Raw genomic sequence first — 24,075 nt, forward strand, 5'->3', positions numbered from 1 at the left:
TCCAGGTTTACAATGAGATTGAGTTCTTATACGGATCGTCTAGTTGCTGTTCAGACCAGTTTAATCCCAGTTTTTCTATTTGCTCTCTTGAAACATCAATATCCAGATGGTCTGATTCTTTAAGTCTAGCATAAGACGTATAAACGATATCTTTCCCTAAGTTTTGACGAATTTTCAAACTTAAATCCACACCCATTAGTTGGCTTCCCAAATCTTCAGAAAGCCCGCCGACTGAATCAAAATCAGCTCTTCTGAAAATCATACAATCTTCTGTCGCCGCATATATCCCTCTTGGCAATGCAGCTCGGTAGTAATACCCCAGATTAGTTTCAGGGTTCCCACGTTCAGGATAGATTAATTTCATTTTATCTAGATCGATAGAAACACCAATATTCGCAATCATGTTGCCAGTAGAAGAAAGTTTTCCACAGACCGCGCCTGATTCTGATTGTCTACCATAGTTCATCAGCTCTGTTAGCCAGGATCCAGAAGTTGGCGCCAGTTTTTCATTCAGTAGTAAAACAAACTCCCCATCAGATTGTTTGATTCGTTCATTAATATCTCCATCGACAAATCTTAAGCGGCTATCGTTAATTGTAACTTTCGCTTTAGATGATGTTGAAATGATAACTTCAAAATTAGCATAATAGGTTTTGCTTAATAATGTTGCTAAATTATCGTTTAAGTGTTTGCTGTCATGAACTAGTACGATTGAAACTTTTGGCTGATCCTCATACACAAAATCAGTTTTGTAGCAGCCATAAAATTCTGCGATTTTTACGTTAACTTTAATACCCCGCCGAGAAAAGGCTGCTTCTAATGCTTTTTTACCAGCTGTATAGGCATAATCCTTACTTTCAGGATTTAAGGCAGTAGATGTTTCGATAGCACGCCAATGATACAAGATCCCTTCAATATGATGGATACTGCTTGCAGCTTCTGTAGCCCGCAGCACAAAATCATAATCCTGACTGCCATTATACTCCGTACGCAACCCGCCTACTCTATCTAGCAATTCACGTTTTAAAACCACAAAATGAGTGATGTAGTTATGTTGTAAAATTAATTGCTGATTCCAGTTTGGTTTGAAAAAAGCATCAAATCGTTTGCCTTCAGCAGTTACCTTGTCTTCATCTGTATAAAAGAAATCTATTTTTGGATCCTTATTTAAAGCCTTAGCAATTTCATATAATGCATTTGGAGCTAACTCATCATCATTATCCATAAATCCGACATAATCACCTGTCGCAATTTCTAACGCTGAATTAGTAGCTTCAGAAATATGGCCATTCTTCTCACGGAAGATTAGTTTGATACGTTCATCTTCTGCTGCATATTTTTCCAGCAGAGGACGAATATGCTCTTTCGGTGAAGCATCATCCGCTAAACACAATTCCCAATTTTCATAGAACTGATTCTTAAGAGAACCCACACAAGCTGCCAGCCACTTTTCTTCCACATTATAAACTGGAACAGCAACAGATATTTTCGGCTGATAATCAAAGCTGCTTATTTCAGCTTTAATCTGATCTACATCATACTGCTCATGCTCTTCAACCCAGTGCTCATAAATATTTTGCTGACTCTTTCGATTTAATAACCAGTTAACAGAGCCCTTCAAGCCTTTTCTTTTCACCGCACCTAAAACACGGCGCAGCTTTGAAGGTACTCTTGGCGGATAATAGATACCGATATGGCGATTGATTGTAACCTTACAAACTCTTCCAGAAGCAGTCGTAATAATAAAATTAAAGAACTGCTCCAGCTCATAATCTGCCACTTCGATTTCGAAACCATATTTTTCTTCTTTCGGAAATCCAAATCCTTCATTGATTTCCTTCCGATACACTCTTTTTACTTTAAAATAAGGAGCACTATCAGTTGTCAACTGGAAATTCAACGGTTTCTTATCATCATTCGAAACACCCCAGCCTCTGATAAAGCTAGTATTACTATCTTCATTACGAGTGACCTCATCGATATTCAGAGCGAGTGTCTGATTCAGTTCGTCTACTGGTGTACGCGGGAAGTTTTCTTCCCCTTTCCTATCAGCAGGTATCCATTCATCACTCTTTACTAGTTCGTAATACCGATCAGCTATTAACTGTTTTTCTTCCTGAATTTTACGAATAGATGCCATCATATCATTTAATTCCAATATAAACTGTCCTTGAAAAATGTAATCAAAGTTAAGAACAACAGATTTTCCAGCAATTTCATCATGGTCAATTTTTATATAGGCAGGAAAAATATTTGAAAAGACAAATTTTTCCTTTTCATAAAATACCGCACTTGTCTCAAAACGATGAACTTGTTCACCTTCAACATCTATAAAGAAACGTAAGATTCCACCAATATTTTCAGGAAACGGCCAAATCGTTAGACTTTTCACCTCTTTAGCAATATCGGTAAAATAGTTGCGGTTTTCCCCTGTAAAGGTATTTAATACAACAATCTCTTCTTCTTCATAATCGCCGTAATCATAAACCAGTTTTACTCTCTTATAGTAATTTGAATTATCTGGCGTTATTCTGACTGGCGCTTCAACAGGATGTTGTTTTAACGCGTAGAAATACTGATAAACTTCTCCAAAGGGCCGCTTTCTAAAGGCATCGTGGACCTCAATCGGCAGGTCTTCGTAATGAGCATCAATCTCATTATTTCCTACTTCATTGATTGTAAAATCTTCTTTATTAATATATAGTCCTAGAGAATCGAACACTTTCTCAAAACCGGATTGTGTATAGAATGTTTTATGTGTTGCGTCCAACAATCCATATTCTGTCCATTCAAGCTTATTGTTAAACAAATTAATTAGTACAGAATTATGCGCCAGGTTAGGAAATGTAATCAGAATTTCCCCTTCTGGGTTTAAAAATCCTTTGACAATCTCTAATGTTTTGACAGGGTTTAAGAGATGCTCTAATACATCAGCAAAAATGATGTAGTCAAAAGTCTTGCCTTCGAAGTGCTTTACCCAAGTATACTCTTCAATATTTCCATAAAAAGAATCATCAGCAAAAGTACTTACATGATCAAATAGTTCCTTATCCAGTTCAACAATAGAAACATTACAGTTTTTGGCCTTCTGCAGATATTCTGTCATTCTGCCATTTCCTGGACCAAACTCTAACACACGACTGTTTTCATTGATATATGCAGCTATCTTGCCAACACTTGTGCTTTCATCTAAATCCATTTCAAAATCATACTTCATTTCATGGTATCCTTCCATTCATGATCTAGTATCACAATGCCCTCGCCTGTGTACTGTCCGCTGATGAACATTTTTAAGTATTTTGTTTTATACTCCAATGGTACTGTGGCATGTTCTTCAAAGAAAGCAATATCAAAATAATATTCGCCTGTCAGAAGAGACATTTTATTGTATTCAATATAAAAAACATTTTCTCCTGGTTCCCAAGGAATTTCAATTTTATCTAACAGAGTATTTAAACCACAGACATAATGATTATCAACAGTCCGAATCGCTACACCACAAACTGGTTTACGGATATCGGCATTTTTAACAGTATAATTAATTTTTACAACTACTTTTTCATCTTGCTGAACGATATCAACTGGCTGTAAGGTTCCATCAAGTAGCTCAGCACTTGTCACTTCAACAATATCAGGTACCGTTTCTTCATTCTTCATTACTTTTTCAGCTTCAATTGTTTTAATTGATTTCTTCTTCAGAAAGTTTTCATAGTTGGAAGTAACTTCCATTGTATCTCCTTCTTCAACTACTTCCCCATTCTTGAGCCAGTACACCCTGTCGCAAAAACGTCTAACAGAGTTAATATCATGCGATACAAATAAAATTGTCTTGCCTGAGTTTTTAATTTCTGTAAATTTATCCATACACTTCAGTTGAAATTCCAAATCCCCAACAGCAAGTGCTTCATCGACAATCAGAATATCCGGATTAACGTTAATTGCCACTGCAAATGCTAAACGGACAAACATCCCACTGGAATAGGTTTTTACCGGCTGATACAAATGATCACCAATATCGGCAAAATTAATAATATCCTGCTCCATCTCACTGATTTCTTCTCTACTAAATCCTAAAACCATCCCATTCAGATAGATATTATCGTATCCTGAATATTCAGGATTAAAACCAGAACCCAGTTCCAGCAAAGCTGATATTTTCCCATCAATTTCTAAAGTGCCAGATGTGGGCGTTAGTACTCCTGTAATGATTTTTAGCATCGTTGATTTACCAGAACCATTTTCTCCGACAAATCCAATCATTTCACCTTTTTTCACATGAACGTTGACATCTTTCAATGCATAAAAAACATCATGATAGCTTCTTCTTCTGGGATCCAAAGCTTCTTTAAATCGGTCAGAAGGTTTTCCGTACATATTATATGTTTTTGTTAGATTATCTATTTGAATTGCATATTCTGACATATCGCTGTCTCCTTAAATTCTTTACTATTATAAAACATCTGAAAAATGAGGTCTTAGTCGTTTAAATACAACTGCTCCAAGCAGCAATAGTACAAGCGTAAAGCCCCAGAAATAAAGAGTCAGTGCCCAATGATCCCAAAACCAACCTTGACTCAAAAATGATTCCCTGTAGCCCTGCACAATGTAATACAATGGATTCAGTTTTAGTAGTTGGATAATTCTAGGGGAAAACTGACTTGGCGACCATAATACTGGCAATGTCCACATGATTGTCTGTAAAAGAACCCCTATCAACTGCATGATATCTGGTAAGAAGGGTTGAATAGATGCAGTCAGCCAGGTAATTCCTGTAAGGAATGCACATAAACAAAATAGGTAGTATACAATTTGAAGTGTCTGCATTGTTGGGAAAAATCCGTGCAGAATACAAATATTTAACGTAATAAAAATAAAGAACAAGTGTGTATATAGATTGGACATCACCTTTGCTGTTGGCAATATTCGAATGTTGAATACAACCTTTTTCACTAAATAATTATAATCTCTAAACACACCAGTAGAAGAGGTTAATGAATCAGAAAAGAAAAACCACGGTACAATACCGGTTACAAGAAAAACAAGGAATGGGTATTTCCCATCTGTTAAACCAGCTTTTAATCCGAATCCAAAAACAAACCAATAAGTTAATACTGTTACCAACGGATTCACAAAAGCCCAAAAAATCCCAAAAAAAGAACCCGCATAACGTGATTTAAAATCATTAAAAGAAAATTGAATCGTCAATTTCTTATTTTGGTAAATATCTCTTATAAAACTTACTAACTCTTTCGTTGCTGTAATCATTTTTTTTCCTTTCTGCATCAAAGATATGTTATTTGTCGATTTACACTTTTATCTCAAAAAGTATTATATGCCATCTGGAGATAAGATGTATGTTGCTTTATAAAAATTTAATACTTATCTTCGAGGTCAACATGTCCATTTTACTGAAAAGAACTCTATAAATCAAGCTTCGACCAAAACTTGAAGTTTTCAGACCATGCGAAAAGAGTTTGAAATAAAATTCAAATTGAATCTATTTCAAACCCTTACTTTTAAGCTTCATTTATTTCTTTTTAGCTAATTAGACTAAAGTGATACTTTGCCTGCATTTATCGCACGAGTAATCCCATTTTTCGCATAAAGATACGCATGAACAGTAAACGAAGAAGCATTTTTATGATTTTGTTTATTTACAGTCACTTTATATGTGCCATTCGCCTGTTTTACAGCTGTATACCATTTTATATCTGATTGATTGCTTTTAGACCATACAGGTACCTGAATTTTATCAACTCCTGATTTTGAATTTGGAGTAACGATGACGTCAAAAGTACCTTTAGAACGATTAATATTAGTTGTGGCAACGGTCAAATCAGGCGTAGAGACAGTAAACGTATCGGTTCCAATTGCCTTCTTCGTTCCATTCTTTAAGTTGACATAAGTATGAACATTATAGACTCCAGCAGTTTTATGTCTGCTTATTGGAATGTTTACTGAATATGAGCCGTCTGACTGTTTTGTGCCAGTGTACCATACTAAATCATCTTGACCGCCAGCCTGGCTCCATGTCGCAAAATAAACGGTTGCCGGCGTACCATACCCGCCCATATTCACTTTTGCTTTTGCAGTATATGAAGTTTCATTGCCGCTGCTGTCTTTAATTTCAGTAGTGCCGGAGACTGGCTCTAATGAAACATTAACTGTCCCTGCAGATACAGCTGCACGAATCCCGTTACCTGCATCTACGTATGCATGAACAGTATATGTGCCATTATTAAATTGATGATTTGCAACATCAGCCACTACTTTGTATGTGTTATCTGACTGCTTTTCAGCTGTGTACCATTTTAAATCCTTTTGTCCAGGCTGGCTCCAAATAGGAACCTGAATTTTACTTATCCCAGATTTAGAGGATGAATTTATGCTAACACTGAATGTCCCTTTAGCAGCATTCTTCGTATCAACAGTTGCAGAAACTCCTGGTGTCGAAACCGTAAATGTTCCTGAAGTAATGTTTTTCATAGAGTTGTTTTTTAAACGCGCATACGTATGGACACTGTATATCCCAGCCGTTTTATGTCTTTTAATATCAAAATTGGCAGTATAGGTACCATCTGCTTGTTTTGCCGCAGTATACCAAACTAAATCATCCTGTCCATTTTGTTGACTCCAAACAGCAAACAAAATTGCTGAGGGGTCTCCATAAGCACCCATGTCAACAGAAGCAGTTCCTTTATAGGTCGTCTCTTTCCCGTCTACATCTGCCACTGTAGTTATCCCATTAAGATTTCCAATCTCACTGACCGTTACTTCACCTAATGACTTAGCCACTCTAATACCATTATTCGTTGTCATATAGACATGAACTTTATAGTTCCCTACATTGTAATTATGATTACTGATTGTCGCACTCAGTTTGTAAGCTCCATCATTCTGCAGCTTCGCTGTATACCATTGAATATCTGATTGATTTGCTTGACTCCAGATAGGCACTTGAATTTCTTTTACACCTGAATTAGAAGACGGTTTTATAGTTACTTCAAATTTCCCCTTAGCAGCTGCCGCTACATCAACACTTGCTTCAAAGGAAGGCGGAGTAACCGAAAACGAATTACTACCAGTATTTATACTCTCAGTAGTCGCAAGCATTTGAACATAGGTATGAACCTGATACTTTCCACTAGTTTTATGTTTGGTAATATCAATATTTGCACTCCAAGTACCATCGTTGTTCAGTTGACCTTCATACCAAATCAAGTCATCTTGACCGCCAGTGTCAGACCAAGCTGGAAAATAGACTCTATAGGGTGTATAACCCCCTGCACTAACAGAAGCAGTCGCTCTAAAAGTTGTTTCTGAGCCATTTGTATCATTAACAGTCGTTTGAGCAGTTACAGGGATACTTGGTTTCCACTGGTTGCCATTATTAGTAAACAAACCAGTATAGTCCGTATTCACATCAAAGGGATGAGAAATACCTGGGAAATAAAAGTTGGATGACCACTGCCATGAAGAAAAATCACTGTTCCAGTTCTGAGATGCAGTTGGCGAATAAGGATATTGAGCTACCCAAATATTTCCTTTTCCAAAAAGACCTGTATTAAATAAACCTCCAGCTGTATCCAGCCAGCTTTGAGAAAGATAATAGGCAACTTTTGAATACCCTGCTGCATTCAATTTATTTTTAAACGCTGTTGTATTTGTATTTAAAGAAGCAATCCGCATAGTCGGTTCTTCAATATCCGAAACCATCACTGTATCCTTAGGTAAATTCAAAGATTGAGCTTTGCTAGCAAAGAAGGCTGCTTCATTCTGAGCACCGCTTGTCGTAGTATAGTGACTGTAATGATAGACAGATACCATCATTCCTGCTGCTTTTGCATTAGCTATTTGAGACTGAGCATACGGGTTAAAATAAGTAGTTCCTTCTGTTAATTTAACCACAACCCCTTTAACACCATAGGTCTTCATCATCTGGTACTGACTAGTTGTAATTGTGCCGTTGTGAGAAGAAATATCAATAAAGCTCAGAACGGGTCTATTCTTTTCACCAGCATAAACTGTATCGATTGTCGCTCGAGCCAGACTTCTTGCTGCTATAGCAAGGTCTGAACGACTACTAGGAGAAGGTTCTGTAAAACCATTTGGATCATTTACTTCCTCTTCAACATCACTTTCACTCATTTCAGCAACAGGAGCTTCCGATAGTTCCATTGAGGATTCAGTCGATGGCTCAGCTTCTTCTGACGACTGAGACTCCTGCACGCTACTTCCTTCATTAAGTGGCGAAGGAAGCTCATCACTCAAAGAATTGTTTTCCTCAGGAATAGTTATTCCCGGTTCAGTATCTTCCGCAAAAGCATATGTCATTGGCAAAGCCGCATTCATAAATAAGGCTAGACAACTAGCTGTAAAAAGTAATTTTTTCTTCATTAATTTAAAACTCCATTTTCTTTTTTTTAACCCGCTATTATTCAAACTTCATCTAAAACTTAAGTAAATTTGCATGTATAGTTTATCATTTTATTTAACAACTATTAAGTAAAAAACTATGTAGACACTTAATAGTAATCAAATAATCTTTTAATTGCAAGATAGATTATAACTTTTTAACTATTCCTTTAGCTTAAACAAGCTCTCAAAAAAATTTGCTCCTCTAATTATTTTAGAGTAAAATTGAAGCTAGTAACTATCAGAAAGTGAGAAAATAATGAATACAAAAGTGAAAAAAATTCTGAATATTTTAGGTAATATTATTACCCTTGTAGCAGTGTTTTTCGTCTTCAGAAAACTATTTACCAGTTCACTGGACTACACCATTTTATTTAAACAACAAAATATTTTCACAATTACAGGCATCACTCTTATTTTAACTATAATTATCATTACTAACTGTTATCCGTGGAAAAAATTGGTGGAAATCTTTTCTGCCAAGAAAATGCCCTGGCGGGATACAATCATGGTTTATACAAAATCTAATTTGCTAAAGTATCTCCCTGGGAATGTATTTCAGTATGTCGGTCGTAATGAGCTGGCAACCAAACGTGAAATACCACATCTAAAAGTAGCTACAGCGACTGTTTTTGATATTTTTATTAACGTTCTGGCAGCAGTTGTTCTATCGTCAATCTATTTTTTCCAGCATGGCTTTTCTTTTCATTTTAATTCACAGACGATACTTTTTATTTGTATCGGATTTATTGCTCTGATTCTTGGTGCTGCAGTGGTTGTCTATGCTTTTCGAGAAAAAGCTCATACTTTTTTTAAAACAATAAAACAATTTATTACTCTTCAAACATTAAAAGGTTTTGTTTCAGCTTTGATTTACTATATATTTACAATGATGATTCAAAGTCTGTTGTTTACAGCTCTACTTGTTTATGTTCTTGATGTCAGCCTAAATCCTCAGTTGTTTCTTCAATTGTTTTCTGCTTATACATTTTCCTGGCTGGTTGGTTTTATTACACCTGGAGCACCGGCAGGCATTGGAATTCGAGAAGCAGTCATGGCTGGAGCCACTGGTGGTCTCATAAATGAGGGAGTAATTACCTTTGCAATGGTGATTTTTAGAGTCTTGACAACTGTTGCTGATGGTCTGGCATTTTTATTGGTCTTAATTTTTAACATGTTAAAAAAAGATGGCCAGCATAAAGAAAGTAGTATTGAAAAATAAAAAACTGGAACATTTCTGGAGTCTACTAGCTCCTAAAATGTTCCAGTTTTTTTGGGGTCTACAACATTTTGTGTTAGTGAAAAATCTGTCAGTATTTTTTGAATGTTCAAAAAAATAAAGGAACAACAAGTGGAAAAAATAAACTCAATTGAAATCACAAAGCATCAGAACGGTTGTTTCCTATGGATAAAAATATTGGAAGTTATTTCTTAAGGTTTCATCTAAACTGGATAGTCAGTTCTGTCTGTACCATCCATTAGTTAAGCGCCTCTTGGCTCAGACAAACATGTCGATGAATTGCTTAGTTATGATTCTATATTACACATCGCTTATGACACCATTCAGTTTTCAAATAGCCCTTTCGTGATGCCCTACGTTTCTTTGAGGAACTCGATACGTTAGATGTCAGGATTCCTACTTGTTTTAAAAAGAAACAGACCTAAAAAAACAAACAAGGAATCACTAATGCTTTTCGTTATTCTTTCTCCAATGGTGTCACAAAAGAGCCAAACAGCAAGAATAAGGGAATCAAGTGTTTTACCCATAGTTATCGCACTTTCTATCATTTTCGTTTGCGTACTTATAATATTCAAAATCTTATTTTTCGCAGCATGAAGAAGAGCTTGAAACAAAATCAGAGTTTCTCTGTTTTTTGTTTCAAGCTCTTCAATGTCATTCAGTTTTTGTTCTAACAACACAAGTTGAAATAGAACCTTTTTGGTTTAGTTTTGATTATTTAATCTTAACTTTTTTTCCCACCACTTCATTGATACCCATAGCAAAATGAACACAACTGCCGTACCAATAGCAATTTTAGTAAACAGCAACTTATATTTCGGTTCATACTTAAATTCAACACTATGATTACCTGCCGGCACCTTAACTGCTCTCAAAAGGTAATTCCCACTATAAACAGCTTCCTTTTCCCCATCAACATAAACAGTCCAGTTGTTATCATTATACTCATTTAAAAGAACCACTCGTTGTTCTTCAAAATTAGTTTTGAAGGTAACTGTGCCATTTTTAAGATTTTCTATCTCTTCTATACCTTCACTAGATTTGATAGCGGATGTTGAAATTTCATCAACGTCTAGCTTTTCAGCTTCCTTTGCTGTTATAAACATCGTGTTTGGCTGATACTCATCAGACATAGCTTCTAAAATATCATTTTTTGAGTCTTTAACTACAATAGAATTTACTATCTCAAGCTGTTCAGAATATTCCTCAATGTCAGTTGTAAAGAAACCATCTTTACCATAGTAAGTTTCTTCAGCGTTCGTTTGTGCTAGAATTAATGAACCTGAGATTTCTTCATTTCCATAGAAGATTTCGCCATCATATACTTGTTTTTCGGTAGTATAAAAAGCCATTGGCATTTCTTTAGCTAGATTACTGGAAACTCTAAGCACATAATCCTTATCCAAAGAATTATCAATGCTTGGAAACTTAAAGGTGAATGGTGCATTATTTCTTAAGCCTTTAACTTTTGTTGTTGCCTGACTAGCAATACTACCCGAATTTCTATCGATGATTTCAAAAGTTAATGTATCATTTTCTCCAAATTCATAGTCAGAAGTTCCGACTAAAACAGTCATTTGGCTTAATCCTTGCACAGTAGCAGTAAATTCCTGCTCAAAACCATGTCCTTTGTAAACACTCAAAGTTGGAACAAAGCTAATATCTGCATATCTATCATCCAAAGTTGTTAGACTATTTGTAGAAATATACTTAACACCTAAGTATTTAATGAGGTTAATATTATCAATATGTTTTAAACTAATTCTAGTTGGTGAATCATAAGCCGTTTTATCTATAGCTTTGTAATAGTTTATTATTTCTTCATTTGTATAAGCAAAATCATGACCTCTGATATCTCGAATCCCATAAAACACATTTGTGGAAGGAAACAGATTCCAATTACCCAACATCGCAATTTTTTCCTGATTTTTTGTATTTTCCTGCATATATTTAATTGTATCAGTGGGCTCTGGAATCACATCGGCTGATTTATCAATCATCGGCAGATATTCTTTAGTGAATGTTCCCATGTCCCATATGACGAGTAAGGATACAATAGATACCAATATTCCTTTAAGCTTCTTGGATTTTGAAAATAGTGCCGCAGCAATGGCCATACTACTTCCAATTAACACAAGATAAATCCGATAAAATTCAGTTTGTTTTTCTGGGTCAAGCTCTGAAAAAACACCTAGCGTATTCGCAGCAACTAAAAACAGGAAAAAGCCTATTCCAAGGCAAGCAATTAGTCCTAGCTTCTTCTTAACAGATCTCGTTGCATTCCTCATTAAATCATTTAAGTTTAAACCAGTTAGGATTGCTAGCGAAAAATTAAGCAATACAATTACTCGTGGTTTTGCCGACGTATTAATCATTGGTAGTCTTGTAAATACTACATCGAATACTCCGGTAAAAATAAGTAATAGCAAAACAACAGAAGTAACAAACCAGAAAACGGTCGTACGTTTCTCTTTTCTATTAATTAAAGAAAAAGGAAATAGAAGAACTGCTAATATTCCAGTGTACATTGTTCCTTCATTTACATGACCTTCCATTCCTGCAGAACGAATAGTTGGAAAAATCATCGAACGAATATGTTCAAAATTCAAAACTCGTGTTGCTTGATACTTCCTCGAATCAGCATAGCCATTCGAACCTACTGAAGTAAGTAAATCTCCAGTATAAGGAAGGCTAGCCACCGCAGCAACCATAATGGCGATAAAGAAACAGACAAAAATAATCATCATTTTTCTTTTGTCATTTTTAAAATTCTTGATAGTATAAACTAAAACGTATAGCCCCAACAAATATAAAAAGTAAGCAGTGTATGTCGGCATACCAGCTACTAAAGAAAAATAAGTTAATGCTGATAATAAAAACAGATACTTCAATTTCATTGTTTTAAAGAACTTCTCCGTCAATAAAAACATGAAAGGTGCCAATATTGCTACACTTGTGTGAGGCCATCCGTGCCAATATACTAAAATAGAAGAGAAAGTGAAAATTATCCCCGCTATAAAAGAACTGCTTTTATTTGCTCCGTATTCTCTGACTAGTAAATACATTCCAATAAAACCTATAAGAAATTTGGATAAAGAAAACAAAAATATTCCAATATCCAACGGCAGCAGGAATAAATAATGCAGTGGAAACAGAAAGAACCACATGCTTTGCGGGACTCCTATCCCTGCTTGGGGATTCCAAAAGGTGAATGTAAAATCATGAATATAGTTAAAAAAAACAGTATAGTTTTGATCAACCACGTCTGAGAGCAACGGACCATCAATAGCCACATTCTGTGAACTGAACGGTGGAAAAGCGTACATTATATTTGTGAAAGATAGTTTAAAATCATCAAATACAATGCTAGAAAATACCAATAAAAATACAAGTATCAACCCTACATATATCCAAATATTACTTTTAATCTTATGAAGAAATTTTTGCTCTCTCATAGTTAGTATTTCTTTCCCCCGCTAATTATTTTTTTTCTTCTCTTTCTGATGAATCATAATCTAATTTTCTAACTCTATATTGAATATCTTCCAAAAGTTTTCTGTTTGCAGAAATTAGATCCGCCTGCAAGCCAATAACAAATGTTTGAAAACCAATTAAAAGCAGCGTACTTGCTAGAATCAATGACTGAACATGACCATTACCAGCACCTTGAAGGAAAAATATCAGGAAACGAATACCTAAAACAGCCCCAACAGTAAACATGACTCCACCTAAAACAGTAAAGAACATCAATGGCTTATACATCATAAAAGCTCTTAAAATAGTTAACATAGATTTTTTTACATAGCCAAACATACTGCTAAATAACCTTGAAGGTCTAAGCTCACCATTTGTTCGAATTGGTACTGAGGTCATTGCAATTTTATTTCTACCGGCTTGAACGATAGTCTCTAATGTATAAGTATACTCATTAGCTACATTCATTTTCATAGCAGCGACTCGACTATAAGCTCTAAATCCGCTTGGAGCATCAGGGATATCAGATTTCGAAGCTTTTCTAACTACCCAGCTTCCCAATTTTTGTAGTCTCTTTTTTAGAGGTGAGAAGTGCTCTGTTTGAGCAATGGGACGCTCTCCAATCACAATATCTGTTTCACCATTAAGAATCGGGCGCACTAGCTTTTCAATGTCTGCTCCGTTATATTGATTATCGGCATCCGTATTAACGATGATATCTGCTCCATTACGCAGACAAGCATCCAGCCCTGCCATGAACCCCTTAGCAAGTCCTTTATTTCGTTTAAAGTTGACAACGTAGTCAACGCCCCAGTTTTTTGCAACTTCTACAGTATTATCCTGGCTGCCGTCATTAATAATCAAGACTTCAATCTTATCAATACCATCGATTTGTTTTGGTAAATCATTCAACGCAATTTCAAGTGTTTCTGCTTCATTATAACAGGGAATTTGAATAATTAATTTCATTTGTTTCATCCTTTTGTAAAGTTATTTTCAAAAAATACAGATACCCAATATCCATACTTCTAAATGTACTAAGAGTTATAAAAATAAGTGAGCATCATCTGAAATAGCGGCATAGAAACGAGTATAATCATTACGCAAACCACTCTTTCTAGAAAAGCTTTATCGAATGGTGAGCGAACCCCTTTGTTTCTAAATGCAAGCAAAACAGGAAAGAGAATCGCTAACAAGTATCTTCCTTGAAATCCTTGGACAGCATTTTGACCTACTGGAGTAAAACTAACATATAGGGCTGTCAATGATAAGCCTAAAGCACCAAAACTTCCAACATAAAGAATTGATTTATCAATTCTACTAAGTCCATCAAACTCATTAACAGGGTAGTTTGGCAAATCAAACCAAGACAAGAATAGCGTTGTTCCTGTCGTCAATAAGACAACCAGCGGTGTAGCATTCCCTAGATAAGCAAAGAAAGAGAACATATTTTGAATGTAGTGTATTGAGTTATCTGCTAAAAAGGTAAACAGCATTTGCAGATAGCCAATCGGATTTTTTAGGATTCCCAGTACTTGAAGCTTACTGTCAACCCCGTCCTTAGGCCACTGGACAATGCCTAGCTTTTGGGCATATAAATAGGTGCCTATAGCAACAACTGCCGTCACAATGACAACCGCACCATAATAGATTCGGCGTTTTGATTTATCTGAAAATTGATTTTTGCCCAGTAAAAACATAAACAAGAACATTGGCGCATAGGAAACTTTTGCAAAAGTAATACATGTATACAAGACAAACAAAAGTACAATGTCCTTAGCTGATGCTTTCTTTTTATTAACAAGAAGATCCAATGTATAAGCTAACGCCAGCAAAATACAGCCGGTTGCCAGAAAATCACAGGATAGCGAAGCCGCCAAAAAAATATTTATTGGCAACATTGCAAAAAACGCCATTAAATTTTTACAAACAGGTGTCTTCTTAACTGCCAGATAAGCTAAAAGTGCATATAATAAAACATTCATCATTCGCCCAAAAATCAAATAATATAGAATAGGCAGCTTGAAAATCATTGCAATTTTCATGCCTACACCACTGGGAATATAGGGAACAAATAAATTGATAATTGCGGTTGAATTATAAGCTTTCTTTTCTTTTTTCTCAGCAGATACATCAGAAAGATGCTGCTTAACGACAAGAAAATCATCATAGGACTGATATTCCAAATTAGCAGTGTAATCAAGTTTTTCTAACCCCACCGGATACTCTCGTTCTACACCATTTTTAGGAAATACATGTCCTTCTGCAAGGTCATAGGATTTAATAAAATGAGCAAACTCATCCCATGTATGATGGGGAGGAACTAATACAGAACAAAGTAAACCAAACGAAACAATCACTATTGGAGTAAAAATTTCCATTTTTATTTCAAGTTTCCTAAAGAAAATAATCAAAAGTATTAATAAACTAAACATAAAAATAATCAAGAATCTAACTTTATTAAATTGGAAATAGTTTGCGACTCTATAATTATCTATTTTAATTGCAGAATCCTTCATGTTCGAAAAACTCATAAATATTTCGTTTGTTTCTTGATTAAGAACAATTGTTTTTTCCTTAATCCCAAAATAATTATTATACACACTATTATATTTTCTTAAGAGATCCTTACCATTCACTTGTACTTCATATTTGGGAGGATTTTGGTAATCACCAACTGTTACTAAGCCAATATCATACTTAAAATTTTTAATGAATTTCTTATCAAACTTCAAGGTAATATTTGCATTATTTTGCTCAGCTGTTAAGTTCCCTTGTTCATCCTTCTTAAAACCAGCCGTCTTTATTTCTGTAATTTTCAAATCAACGTTTTCAGCCGTAATATTTTTAAAATTAAACCCAAGTGCTTCAATTAGTACCGCAGCTACAAGCGCAGTCAGCACTATTAACCCAATTAGAAGCTTTTTGTTGTATTTAACTGCATGCCGCTTTCCCATTTACGTTTCCCATCCTTACCTTACAGTTTAAATTTTCATTAATATAATTCCAATGATAATGACCCCTGTTCCAACTAGCTCTTTGATTCCGATTGCTTCATTTAAAATAAAATGAGAACCGACTAAAATAGCAATATTTATACAGGCGATTGACAACGGATAGATGTATGAAAGTTCTGATTTATTTACTATTACCAACCAGAGTAAAAAACTGGCTAGATAGCAAAAGATACCCGCAAGTACAATCCATGACATGGAAAATGAAAATAGCTGCTGTTGAAAAACAACATTCAAATCTTTAGAACCCAGTTTAAATAAGATGAGACCTAAAGAAGATAAAACAACATAAATAAAAAATAAAATCATTATTTCTTCTCCTTACTATTCTGTGATTTCAAAATGGACATTTCCTGAACTAGATTTTTGATTTTTTCTTCCTGATTGGACAATAAAATACTTTGAAATATTGCTGAAATCAACAAGAATAGAATCGCACAAAAATAAAGGAAATTAGAGGTTGTCTCAAATCCAAAAAATGAGCTCAAACTCTCAGCAAGTCTGGGTACTATACCAAATAGCAGGAGAGCAACTCCTAAAACAAGGAGACTAGCTGCTCTTTTTAAGCTCAACTTATTACGATTAATTGAACGAATGACAAAAATGAAAAATAAGATTCCCACAATCATCATTTCTATTCTAAATAATGTTGTCAAATCAATCGCCCTCCTTCATAAAGGCTGAGATTAGTATAGCAGTGCCAACCTCTACCATATACTTTACAGATTTAAATGAATGGATGGACGATTTTCCACCTGCACGTTCCATCATATTAACTGGACATTCCTTTATCCTGGCTTTCCTCTTCAACAAATGAACAATTGTTTCCGGTTCTGGATATTCAGTTGGATAGCGGGTGCAGAAAAAATGAATGATTTCTTTGTTTGCTGCCCTATACCCCGAAGTCACATCATAAATCCTTTTGCCTGTTACAAGTTTGATTAGAAAAGAGATAATTTTTATCCCAGCTCGACGCATTGAAGTCGTTTGAAATTCTGAAGATGAGCCGTCAATAAAACGAGAGCCCACACAAAAATCATATTCTCCATCAATTATTGGCTTAACAATAGCATCTAAGCTATTAATATCATGCTGTCCATCTCCATCAAATTGGACAGCAATATCATAATTGTACTGAAAAGCATATTTATATCCAGTTTGAACAGCTCCGCCAATACCTAAATTCTGAATCAAATGAACGGCATTCAACTGATGTTCTTCAATGATTTCTTTTGTTCTATCCTTAGAGCCGTCATTTATTACAACATAATCCAGCGAATAATGCTCCTGCCGTTCTTCCAACTGCTTTTGATATGCCCATACCATATTAACAGTATTAAGAATATTGGCCTCTTCATTATATGCCGGAATAATTAACAGTACCCTACACATAGCAAACCCTCTCTCGCCAAACTTTTAATGCCATTTATTTTTCCCATCAACTAGAACTTTCCTGAAAATCTTAAGCACTAGTTAAAACCCTGAACCTTATTTACTTTTATTATTCAATTCCAGCCAGCATTTGTTCCAAAGCTTCCTGCCAAGTTGGAATCACAAATCCCAATGCTTCAGTCTTACTTAAATCCATCACAGAATATTGCGGACGTGTAGCCTTTTGTGGGAACTGACTAGAATCTACTGGTAATACTTCAACTTTAGTATCCTTCAAAATTTCTTTAGCAAATTCATACCAGCTACAGCTGTTCTCATTAGACAAATGGTAAATTCCATAGTTAGCTTGCTTTTCAATAATAAATACCATAAACTCTGCTAATGTTCTTGTCCAAGTTGGACGGCCAAACTGATCATTCACTATAGTCAGCTGATTTCTTGTTTCTGCTAGCTTCTGCATCGTAAAAACAAAATTATGTCCATATTTTCCAAATACCCACGATGTTCGGATAATGTAATACTTACTCATTGTTTTTTGAACAATTTGCTCTCCCAAGAGTTTTGTACGCCCATATTCATTTTGTGGATTCGTTTGGTCATCCGTATGATAGACACCATCTTTTTTTGTACCGTCAAATACGTAATCAGTACTAATGTAAATCAATGTAGCCCCAACTTCTTCTGCTGCTTCAGCAACATTTTTTGTTCCGTCGACATTAATTTTTTCATCTAATTCTTTGCCTTCATCTTCAGCTTTATCAACAGCAGTATAAGCCGCACAGTGATAAATAACTGTTGGCTTAAGTTTAGAAATATATGCTCTGGTTGCTTCTACGTTTGTAATATCCATTTCTCCCGCATCTGTGGAAACATATGTCATTCCTTGTTCGTCTAGTAAATGACGTAATTCTGTGCCCAGCTGACCATTCCCGCCTGTAAGTAAGATCATAATTAGTTTCGCCTCTTTCATTGTTCGTTTTATCCGTTGTTCTTTCAAACTACCAACCTATGGACTTCTTAAAACTTTATACATGTTCATGTAGCAATATACTGATAAAATACGTTTTATTTAAAAAAAGAGGTAGAGACAGAAGCAAGCGTAGCTCCTTCTGTCTCACCATCTAATAATCAGCTCACTTGAAGGAGTAAGCAAGTCAAAAAGCTTAATCTAGTATCTATCTAACTATTATCAACAAATGAAACAATGATTGTTGCTTATTAATCATTGTCCATTTTTGGCATAATTAGCTTCTACAGCATCTTTTTCTGCTTTCCACCAAGCTTCATTTTCAGTGTACCATTTAATCGTATCGGCTAAGCCGTCACGAAAGTTAGTAAATTCAGGCTGCCAGCCTAATTCTTCACGTAATTTTGTTGAATCGATTGCGTAACGTAAGTCATGACCAGCCCGGTCATTTACATGCTCATAAGCATCTTTCGGCTGTCCCATCAACTCTAAAATCAGTTCAACAACTGTTTTGTTGTCTTCTTCACCATCGGCGCCAATTAGATAAGTTTCGCCAATACGACCCTTTGTCAAAATTGTCCAGACAGCAGAAGAATGATCATTTGTATGAATCCAGTCACGTACATTCTTTCCTGCCCCATATAGCTTAGGTCTAATTCCACTCAGTACATTTGTAATCTGACGAGGAATAAACTTCTCAATATGCTGATAAGGTCCATAGTTATTTGAACAGTTGGAAATTGTTGCCTGCAGTCCAAATGAGCGTCCCCAAGCTTTTACCAGCAAATCTGACCCAGCTTTAGTAGAAGAATATGGGCTTGAGGGATTATATGGTGTTTCATCCGTAAATTTCTCTCCTGGACCTTCTCCGTGCTCCGGCAAATCCTCACGCAGAGGTAAATCACCATAAACTTCATCAGTTGATACATGATGATAACGAACATCGTACTTACGACACGCTTCAATCAATGTGTATGTACCAATGATGTTCGTTTGAACGAAAGGAAACGGGTCATTTAAAGAATTATCGTTGTGTGATTCTGCAGCGTAATGAACCACTGCATCAGTCTCTTTTACCAACTTATCAACCAACTCGGCATCCGCGATGTCTCCGACCACCAGCTCTACACGGTCGGCAGGCAATCCAGCAAGATTCTCTTTGTTTCCAGCATAAGTTAGTTTATCTAATACTGTTACATGAACCTCCGGATGGTTATTCACCACATAGTGAACAAAGTTTGAGCCAATGAAACCAGCTCCTCCAGTAACAATGATGTTTTTCATCTACAAGATCTCTCCTAAACAGTTTTTAGATTTCACCATATACAAATGGATTTTCTGCTTCAAATTCTTTCAATGTAGGATGCTTTTGATCCTTTTCAGAAGTAATTGCCTTTGTAATATCAATTGGCCAGTCAATTCCTAGTTCGGAATCATCAAAAGCAATGCCTCCGTCTGCTTCGGCACTATAATAGTTATCACACTTATACATAAAATTGACATTCGGTGTCAGTGTAACAAATCCATGGGCATAGCCTCTAGGAACTAACAGCTGGCGATGATTATGTTCAGATAAAATATATCCTTCCCATTGACCATATGTTGGACTGCCTTTGCGAATATCCACAATCACATCCAACACAGCCCCAGTAACCACTCGAATCAGTTTCGTCTGAGCTGCCTCGCCTTTTTGAAAATGTAGTCCTCTCAACACGCCAGCTTCACTAGAAAGAGAATGGTTATCTTGAACGAAATCAAAATTCAATCCATGCTCAGAAAATTTTTCTTTTGAGTAGCTTTCAGTAAAAAAGCCACGGTGATCGCCAAAAACATCCATTTCAATAATTTTGACATCTTTAAGTTTTGTTTCGATGACTTTCATTCGTTTTGCCTCCTGTTATCCTTCAGCCAGTCTTAGCAGATATTGACCATAACCGTTTTTCTTCAGCGGCTGTGCTAATTCTACCAGTTGCTCTTTTGAAATATAGCCCATGCGATAGGCAATTTCTTCCAGACAGGCAACCTTCAGATTTTGACGTTTTTCAATTGTTTCAATAAAAGTAGATGCCTCAAGCAGTGATTCATGAGTTCCTGTATCCAGCCAGGCAAACCCACGACCCATTACCTCTACAGACAATTTATTTTTTTCTAGATAAACTTTATTCACATCTGTAATTTCCAACTCGCCGCGCTCTGAAGGCTTAATGTTTTTAGCGATTTCAATAACTTCGTTATCGTAGAAATACAAACCAGTAACTGCATAATTTGATTTTGGCTGCTCAGGCTTTTCTTCAATAGATAATGCCTGCATATCCCCATCAAATTCGACTACTCCGAAACGCTCAGGATCATTCACATGATAGCCGAAAACTGTTGCACCGCTTTCCTTAGAAGCCGCTCTTTGCAGCATCTTAGAAAGTCCTCCGCCATAATAAATATTATCTCCTAATACGAGACAAACACTGTCGTTTCCAATAAATGATTCGCCAATAATAAATGCTTGAGCCAAACCATCCGGGCTTTCTTGAACAGCATATTCAATATGGATGCCCAAATCAGATCCATCACCAAACAGACTCTCAAACCTTGGTGTATCATCTGGTGTTGAGATAATCAGTATTTCTTTAATCCCTGCTAACATCAATGTAGACATTGGGTAATAAATCATTGGTTTGTCATAAACCGGCATCAATTGTTTAGATGTTGCTTTTGTCAGCGGATATAATCTTGTTCCGCTTCCGCCAGCTAAGATAATTCCTTTCATGGGAAAACTCCTTCATATTTAAAATTTCATTTATTGCATACCATCGTCCATTATCTCATTATCCGAAGGACTTGTCATGTATTTTCCTAACATTTTACAAAATTGTAAAATAATTCTCATCTTTTCAATAGTAGACGTTTAATCAATGCCCATGCAAGCTGTATGCGCCAGCGTAATTTTTGAATACCACTGGAACTGGTGGCTATTTCACTGGCATTCGCTTCATGTCTTCTATAATAGGTAAGTTCTTTATCTAGAAAGGCACTCTTACCATGATAGTCGCTGATTAATCCCAGCCACATATCATGCATTGGAACAGTTGGCGGAATTGGCAATGCAATATTTTTCAAGCTTTTGCGGAAACACATCCCAGCACCAATATATCCGCTTTTCCAAAGATTAGATAAAAAACCAGTTTTTACCTTTCGGTAATCAAAATAGGATAAAAGAATCGGTTTCAGCGTTTCATCAACCACAATCAAATCGCTGACTACCAGTTCCTTCTCCGGATGAGCAGAAAAAAATGCTAATGTTTCTTTTACTTTATTTGGCAGCCAGACATCATCCTGATCAGATAAAAAAATGAAGTCCCCTCGACTTTCGCTAATTGCAAAATTATAATTAGCAATCACGCCATTACCTGGTCCGTTTCTCCACTTAATCCGCAGATCTTCTGCAGCAAACTGCAGAACAATTTCCTGCGTATGATCAGAAGAACCATCGTCAGAAATAATCACTTCATCCTCAGCATTGAGCTGAGGCAGGATACTCTTCAACTGTTCTGCAATATATTTTTCTCCATTATAAGCTGCAATACATACAGAAATCATGTTTTACTCCTTACCAATCTACGGTATTCCGCCCAAGTCCGCCGCCAGATTTTACGATTTTTTACCGTTAGAAACTGTTTAAGAATCCTCTTCAGCAAATGTTTCTTATGAAGGTCAAGCTTTGCTGTATCATACTTCGTATAAAAAAGTGTTTCTGCTGTCACAATTGATTCGTAGCGCGCTAAGCTGACTTGGCGATAATCTAAAACAGATAAATTATGCTGAAGCTTGAGAGGAAGAACATAAACCGCAGCTTTCTCCTTATTCAGCTTCCAAAATACCCAATGGTCTAGAAAATCCAAAGGAAATTCCTCATTAAACTTAGAAATTGCTGTTCGACCTTTTTTAGTAAGTACTGAGCCAGAATTGATTGCCATCACCGAATCTTTCGCAACGCCAACTTCTGGATACGAACGCTCTCTGCTGATGTACTGATTACTAAAAACTGGTGAGATTTCCACTTGACCGGAGTACACATTAGGAACCAAAGCCCCCATCTTCGTTGTGTCAGCGGCAGAAAACTTCATTATATATTCAATATCTGAAACTGTTATTGCTGTATCCTGGTCTAAAAGCAGCAGCAAATCACTGTTAGCTTCATTACAAAAATCCAAAGCGGCATTATACGCTTTCGCCAGTCCCGGGTTGTCAGCATCATGTATGTAATGAACATTACTCAAGTCGAGCAGGTCATCTGTTTGCGGTACAGGACTATTATCATAAATGTAGAGAGAGAATTTTTCCAAATTCACAGCACCATAAAGAAACGTTTCATAACTTGGACAGTCAGAAAGCTTTTTTTTGTAAAGAACAATTACAGCGAGTAGTTGTTGGTCCATCAGAAAAACCTCCAGCCCCATTTATTAAAAAATTTACCCATCGACTGCATAAAAATTTTGAATAAGGCTCTGCTTCTATGAGCTCCTTTTTCATATAAGTGCACCACAGTTTCCAACGGCGTATACAAAATTTTATAGCCTTTTTGACCAAAACGAAGGCACAAATCATTATCTTCAAAATACATGAAAAAACGTTCATCAAAGCCTTGTATCTCCCTATATTTCTCCACATCAATAACCATAAAACAGCCGGAGCCCATTTTTATAAATGAGGTTCTGTCATCTGGAAGGTCACGGCATTCGTAAAAGCTTAGCCGTTTATCAAACAGCTTCTTCACAAAATTAAAGGGGATAAACCGAAGCATATAGTCAAAAACATCCAGCTTCTGTCTCACCAGATACTGTGTCGTTCCATCTTCATTCAATACTTTAGGACAGACCGCCGCAAGTTGGCTATCCTCTTGAATTCTTTCAATTAGCTTATCCAGAACAGCCTTTTTCACTAGAACATCTGGATTAAAAATTATTCCGTATTTTGTGTCAACGAGCTGAAAAATCCGATTATGGCCAAAACCAAAGCCTTTATTTTCATCACAGGAATGGATAGTGATGAACGGCTCATAGTCCTTTAGCCGAGACAAGTAGGTTTCTTCTGAAGCATTGTCAAAAATATGTATTTCATAGCTGGAGTCTTCACCGAGCTCCCTTTTTAAATCATTTAAAACATCAAATATATGTCTGCTGTTATGTGTCACAATCGAAAGTGTAATTTTTTTTGTCATTGTTCTGATAAACCCCTTAATATTCACCTTACAGTTTTAGTTAACAAGATGATTCCCTAAATTGGCAACATTTGCCAATAAAGCTTTTTTATATAAAAAAGGGGCTTGGGACAATAGTATGTCTCCATCCCCTAAAATCAAATAAAAAGTATTTCAAAATTGTCGCTTCAGAAGCAAATCGAATACTGCCAAGAATAAGAAAAGCTCTGGATAGATATCAATCAACAGCTGCTCGATTCCTTGCACCGTTCCTTGACTCCTTGACATTTTCCGGTTAGTCCGCCTTATCTTTCAAGTCAAAACACTTCTGTCACAACTACTATTTTATCTTGTAAAGTATACCATAGGCAGTAACATT

General features: G+C 36.0%; 18 protein-coding genes. 1 reads left to right on the forward strand and 17 read right to left on the reverse strand.

Annotated elements, in window-relative coordinates; genetic code table 11:
- Positions 1-7 precede the first annotated feature (7 nt).
- From ACYSNQ_RS07060 to ACYSNQ_RS07075, 4 genes are all read right to left on the reverse strand, one after another.
- Positions 8-3,217: a glycosyltransferase gene (locus ACYSNQ_RS07060; RefSeq protein WP_426082182.1), complete on the reverse strand. Its 3,210-nt coding sequence runs from the start codon at positions 3,215-3,217 to the stop codon at positions 8-10.
- The gene (locus ACYSNQ_RS07065; protein WP_426082183.1) at positions 3,214-4,422 is read right to left on the reverse strand and encodes an ABC transporter ATP-binding protein; all 1,209 of its coding nucleotides are present in this window, start codon (positions 4,420-4,422) and stop codon (positions 3,214-3,216) included. The genes ACYSNQ_RS07060 and ACYSNQ_RS07065 overlap by 4 nt, the downstream gene beginning before the upstream one ends.
- Positions 4,423-4,449: 27 nt before the next feature.
- Entirely contained in the window at positions 4,450-5,265 is an 816-nt protein-coding gene (locus tag ACYSNQ_RS07070) for an ABC transporter permease (RefSeq protein ID WP_426082184.1), read from the reverse strand.
- Positions 5,266-5,550: 285 nt separating this feature from the next.
- Positions 5,551-8,397 (reverse strand): GBS Bsp-like repeat-containing protein, encoded by a 2,847-nt coding sequence (locus ACYSNQ_RS07075; protein ID WP_426082185.1) that lies wholly within the window; start codon positions 8,395-8,397, stop codon positions 5,551-5,553.
- Positions 8,398-8,674: 277 nt separating this feature from the next.
- Here ACYSNQ_RS07075 and ACYSNQ_RS07080 point away from each other — a divergent pair, with 277 nt between their 5' ends.
- The gene (locus ACYSNQ_RS07080) at positions 8,675-9,637 is read left to right on the forward strand and encodes a lysylphosphatidylglycerol synthase domain-containing protein (protein ID WP_426082186.1); all 963 of its coding nucleotides are present in this window, start codon (positions 8,675-8,677) and stop codon (positions 9,635-9,637) included.
- Positions 9,638-10,359: 722 nt separating this feature from the next.
- On the opposite strand, the gene ACYSNQ_RS07085 is transcribed toward ACYSNQ_RS07080, so the two are convergent.
- The 13 genes from ACYSNQ_RS07085 to ACYSNQ_RS07145 form a co-directional block, all read right to left on the reverse strand.
- A complete protein-coding gene (locus ACYSNQ_RS07085; protein WP_426082187.1) occupies positions 10,360-13,110 on the reverse strand; it encodes a YfhO family protein in 2,751 nt (916 codons plus the stop codon).
- A 25-nt stretch (positions 13,111-13,135) separates the two neighbouring features.
- Complete coding sequence (locus ACYSNQ_RS07090; RefSeq protein ID WP_426082188.1) at positions 13,136-14,098, reverse strand: glycosyltransferase family 2 protein; 963 nt, start codon at positions 14,096-14,098, stop codon at positions 13,136-13,138.
- A 68-nt stretch (positions 14,099-14,166) separates the two neighbouring features.
- Positions 14,167-16,086, reverse strand: a complete 1,920-nt coding sequence (locus tag ACYSNQ_RS07095; RefSeq protein WP_426082189.1) for a DUF2142 domain-containing protein — start codon at positions 16,084-16,086, stop codon at positions 14,167-14,169.
- Between the two features lie 27 nt (positions 16,087-16,113).
- On the reverse strand, positions 16,114-16,452 hold the full coding sequence (locus ACYSNQ_RS07100; RefSeq protein WP_426082190.1) for a hypothetical protein: 339 nt from the start codon (positions 16,450-16,452) through the stop codon (positions 16,114-16,116).
- Positions 16,452-16,799: a DUF2304 domain-containing protein gene (locus ACYSNQ_RS07105; protein WP_426082191.1), complete on the reverse strand. Its 348-nt coding sequence runs from the start codon at positions 16,797-16,799 to the stop codon at positions 16,452-16,454. The genes ACYSNQ_RS07100 and ACYSNQ_RS07105 overlap by 1 nt, the downstream gene beginning before the upstream one ends.
- Before the next feature lies 1 nt (position 16,800).
- Positions 16,801-17,535: a glycosyltransferase family 2 protein gene (locus ACYSNQ_RS07110; protein WP_426082192.1), complete on the reverse strand. Its 735-nt coding sequence runs from the start codon at positions 17,533-17,535 to the stop codon at positions 16,801-16,803.
- A gap of 109 nt (positions 17,536-17,644) precedes the next feature.
- The gene (gene rfbD, locus ACYSNQ_RS07115; protein WP_426082193.1) at positions 17,645-18,484 is read right to left on the reverse strand and encodes a dTDP-4-dehydrorhamnose reductase; all 840 of its coding nucleotides are present in this window, start codon (positions 18,482-18,484) and stop codon (positions 17,645-17,647) included.
- 273 nt (positions 18,485-18,757) lie between these two features.
- A complete protein-coding gene (gene rfbB / locus ACYSNQ_RS07120; protein ID WP_426082194.1) occupies positions 18,758-19,786 on the reverse strand; it encodes a dTDP-glucose 4,6-dehydratase in 1,029 nt (342 codons plus the stop codon).
- A gap of 25 nt (positions 19,787-19,811) precedes the next feature.
- Complete coding sequence (gene rfbC, locus ACYSNQ_RS07125; RefSeq protein ID WP_426082195.1) at positions 19,812-20,384, reverse strand: dTDP-4-dehydrorhamnose 3,5-epimerase; 573 nt, start codon at positions 20,382-20,384, stop codon at positions 19,812-19,814.
- 15 nt (positions 20,385-20,399) lie between these two features.
- Positions 20,400-21,266, reverse strand: a complete 867-nt coding sequence (gene rfbA / locus ACYSNQ_RS07130; RefSeq protein ID WP_426082197.1) for a glucose-1-phosphate thymidylyltransferase RfbA — start codon at positions 21,264-21,266, stop codon at positions 20,400-20,402.
- 116 nt (positions 21,267-21,382) lie between these two features.
- Positions 21,383-22,096 carry a glycosyltransferase family 2 protein gene (locus tag ACYSNQ_RS07135; protein ID WP_426082199.1) on the reverse strand — a complete coding sequence of 238 codons (714 nt, stop codon included), beginning with the start codon at positions 22,094-22,096 and terminating at the stop codon, positions 21,383-21,385.
- The gene (locus tag ACYSNQ_RS07140) at positions 22,093-22,935 is read right to left on the reverse strand and encodes a glycosyltransferase (protein WP_426082201.1); all 843 of its coding nucleotides are present in this window, start codon (positions 22,933-22,935) and stop codon (positions 22,093-22,095) included. Before ACYSNQ_RS07140 ends, ACYSNQ_RS07135 begins: the two co-directional genes overlap by 4 nt.
- Positions 22,935-23,717 (reverse strand): glycosyltransferase family 2 protein, encoded by a 783-nt coding sequence (locus ACYSNQ_RS07145; protein WP_426082203.1) that lies wholly within the window; start codon positions 23,715-23,717, stop codon positions 22,935-22,937. Before ACYSNQ_RS07145 ends, ACYSNQ_RS07140 begins: the two co-directional genes overlap by 1 nt.
- Positions 23,718-24,075: the final 358 nt, after the last annotated feature.

This window comes from Enterococcus sp. LJL51 (assembly GCF_054871795.1).

Excerpts from the sequence above, each read along its gene's own strand:
- ACYSNQ_RS07060 (WP_426082182.1), bottom strand. The coding sequence starts at position 3,217 with ATGAAGTATGATTTTGAAATGGATTTAGATGAAAGCACAAGTGTTGGC.
- ACYSNQ_RS07065 (WP_426082183.1), bottom strand. The coding sequence starts at position 4,422 with ATGTCAGAATATGCAATTCAAATAGATAATCTAACAAAAACATATAAT.
- ACYSNQ_RS07070 (WP_426082184.1), bottom strand. The coding sequence starts at position 5,265 with ATGATTACAGCAACGAAAGAGTTAGTAAGTTTTATAAGAGATATTTAC.
- ACYSNQ_RS07075 (WP_426082185.1), bottom strand. The coding sequence starts at position 8,397 with ATGAAGAAAAAATTACTTTTTACAGCTAGTTGTCTAGCCTTATTTATG.
- ACYSNQ_RS07080 (WP_426082186.1), top strand. The coding sequence starts at position 8,675 with ATGAATACAAAAGTGAAAAAAATTCTGAATATTTTAGGTAATATTATT.
- ACYSNQ_RS07085 (WP_426082187.1), bottom strand. The coding sequence starts at position 13,110 with ATGAGAGAGCAAAAATTTCTTCATAAGATTAAAAGTAATATTTGGATA.
- ACYSNQ_RS07090 (WP_426082188.1), bottom strand. The coding sequence starts at position 14,098 with ATGAAATTAATTATTCAAATTCCCTGTTATAATGAAGCAGAAACACTT.
- ACYSNQ_RS07095 (WP_426082189.1), bottom strand. The coding sequence starts at position 16,086 with ATGGGAAAGCGGCATGCAGTTAAATACAACAAAAAGCTTCTAATTGGG.
- ACYSNQ_RS07100 (WP_426082190.1), bottom strand. The coding sequence starts at position 16,452 with ATGATTTTATTTTTTATTTATGTTGTTTTATCTTCTTTAGGTCTCATC.
- ACYSNQ_RS07110 (WP_426082192.1), bottom strand. The coding sequence starts at position 17,535 with ATGTGTAGGGTACTGTTAATTATTCCGGCATATAATGAAGAGGCCAAT.
- rfbD (WP_426082193.1), bottom strand. The coding sequence starts at position 18,484 with ATGATCTTACTTACAGGCGGGAATGGTCAGCTGGGCACAGAATTACGT.
- rfbB (WP_426082194.1), bottom strand. The coding sequence starts at position 19,786 with ATGAAAAACATCATTGTTACTGGAGGAGCTGGTTTCATTGGCTCAAAC.
- rfbC (WP_426082195.1), bottom strand. The coding sequence starts at position 20,384 with ATGAAAGTCATCGAAACAAAACTTAAAGATGTCAAAATTATTGAAATG.
- rfbA (WP_426082197.1), bottom strand. The coding sequence starts at position 21,266 with ATGAAAGGAATTATCTTAGCTGGCGGAAGCGGAACAAGATTATATCCG.
- ACYSNQ_RS07135 (WP_426082199.1), bottom strand. The coding sequence starts at position 22,096 with ATGATTTCTGTATGTATTGCAGCTTATAATGGAGAAAAATATATTGCA.
- ACYSNQ_RS07140 (WP_426082201.1), bottom strand. The coding sequence starts at position 22,935 with ATGGACCAACAACTACTCGCTGTAATTGTTCTTTACAAAAAAAAGCTT.
- ACYSNQ_RS07145 (WP_426082203.1), bottom strand. The coding sequence starts at position 23,717 with ATGACAAAAAAAATTACACTTTCGATTGTGACACATAACAGCAGACAT.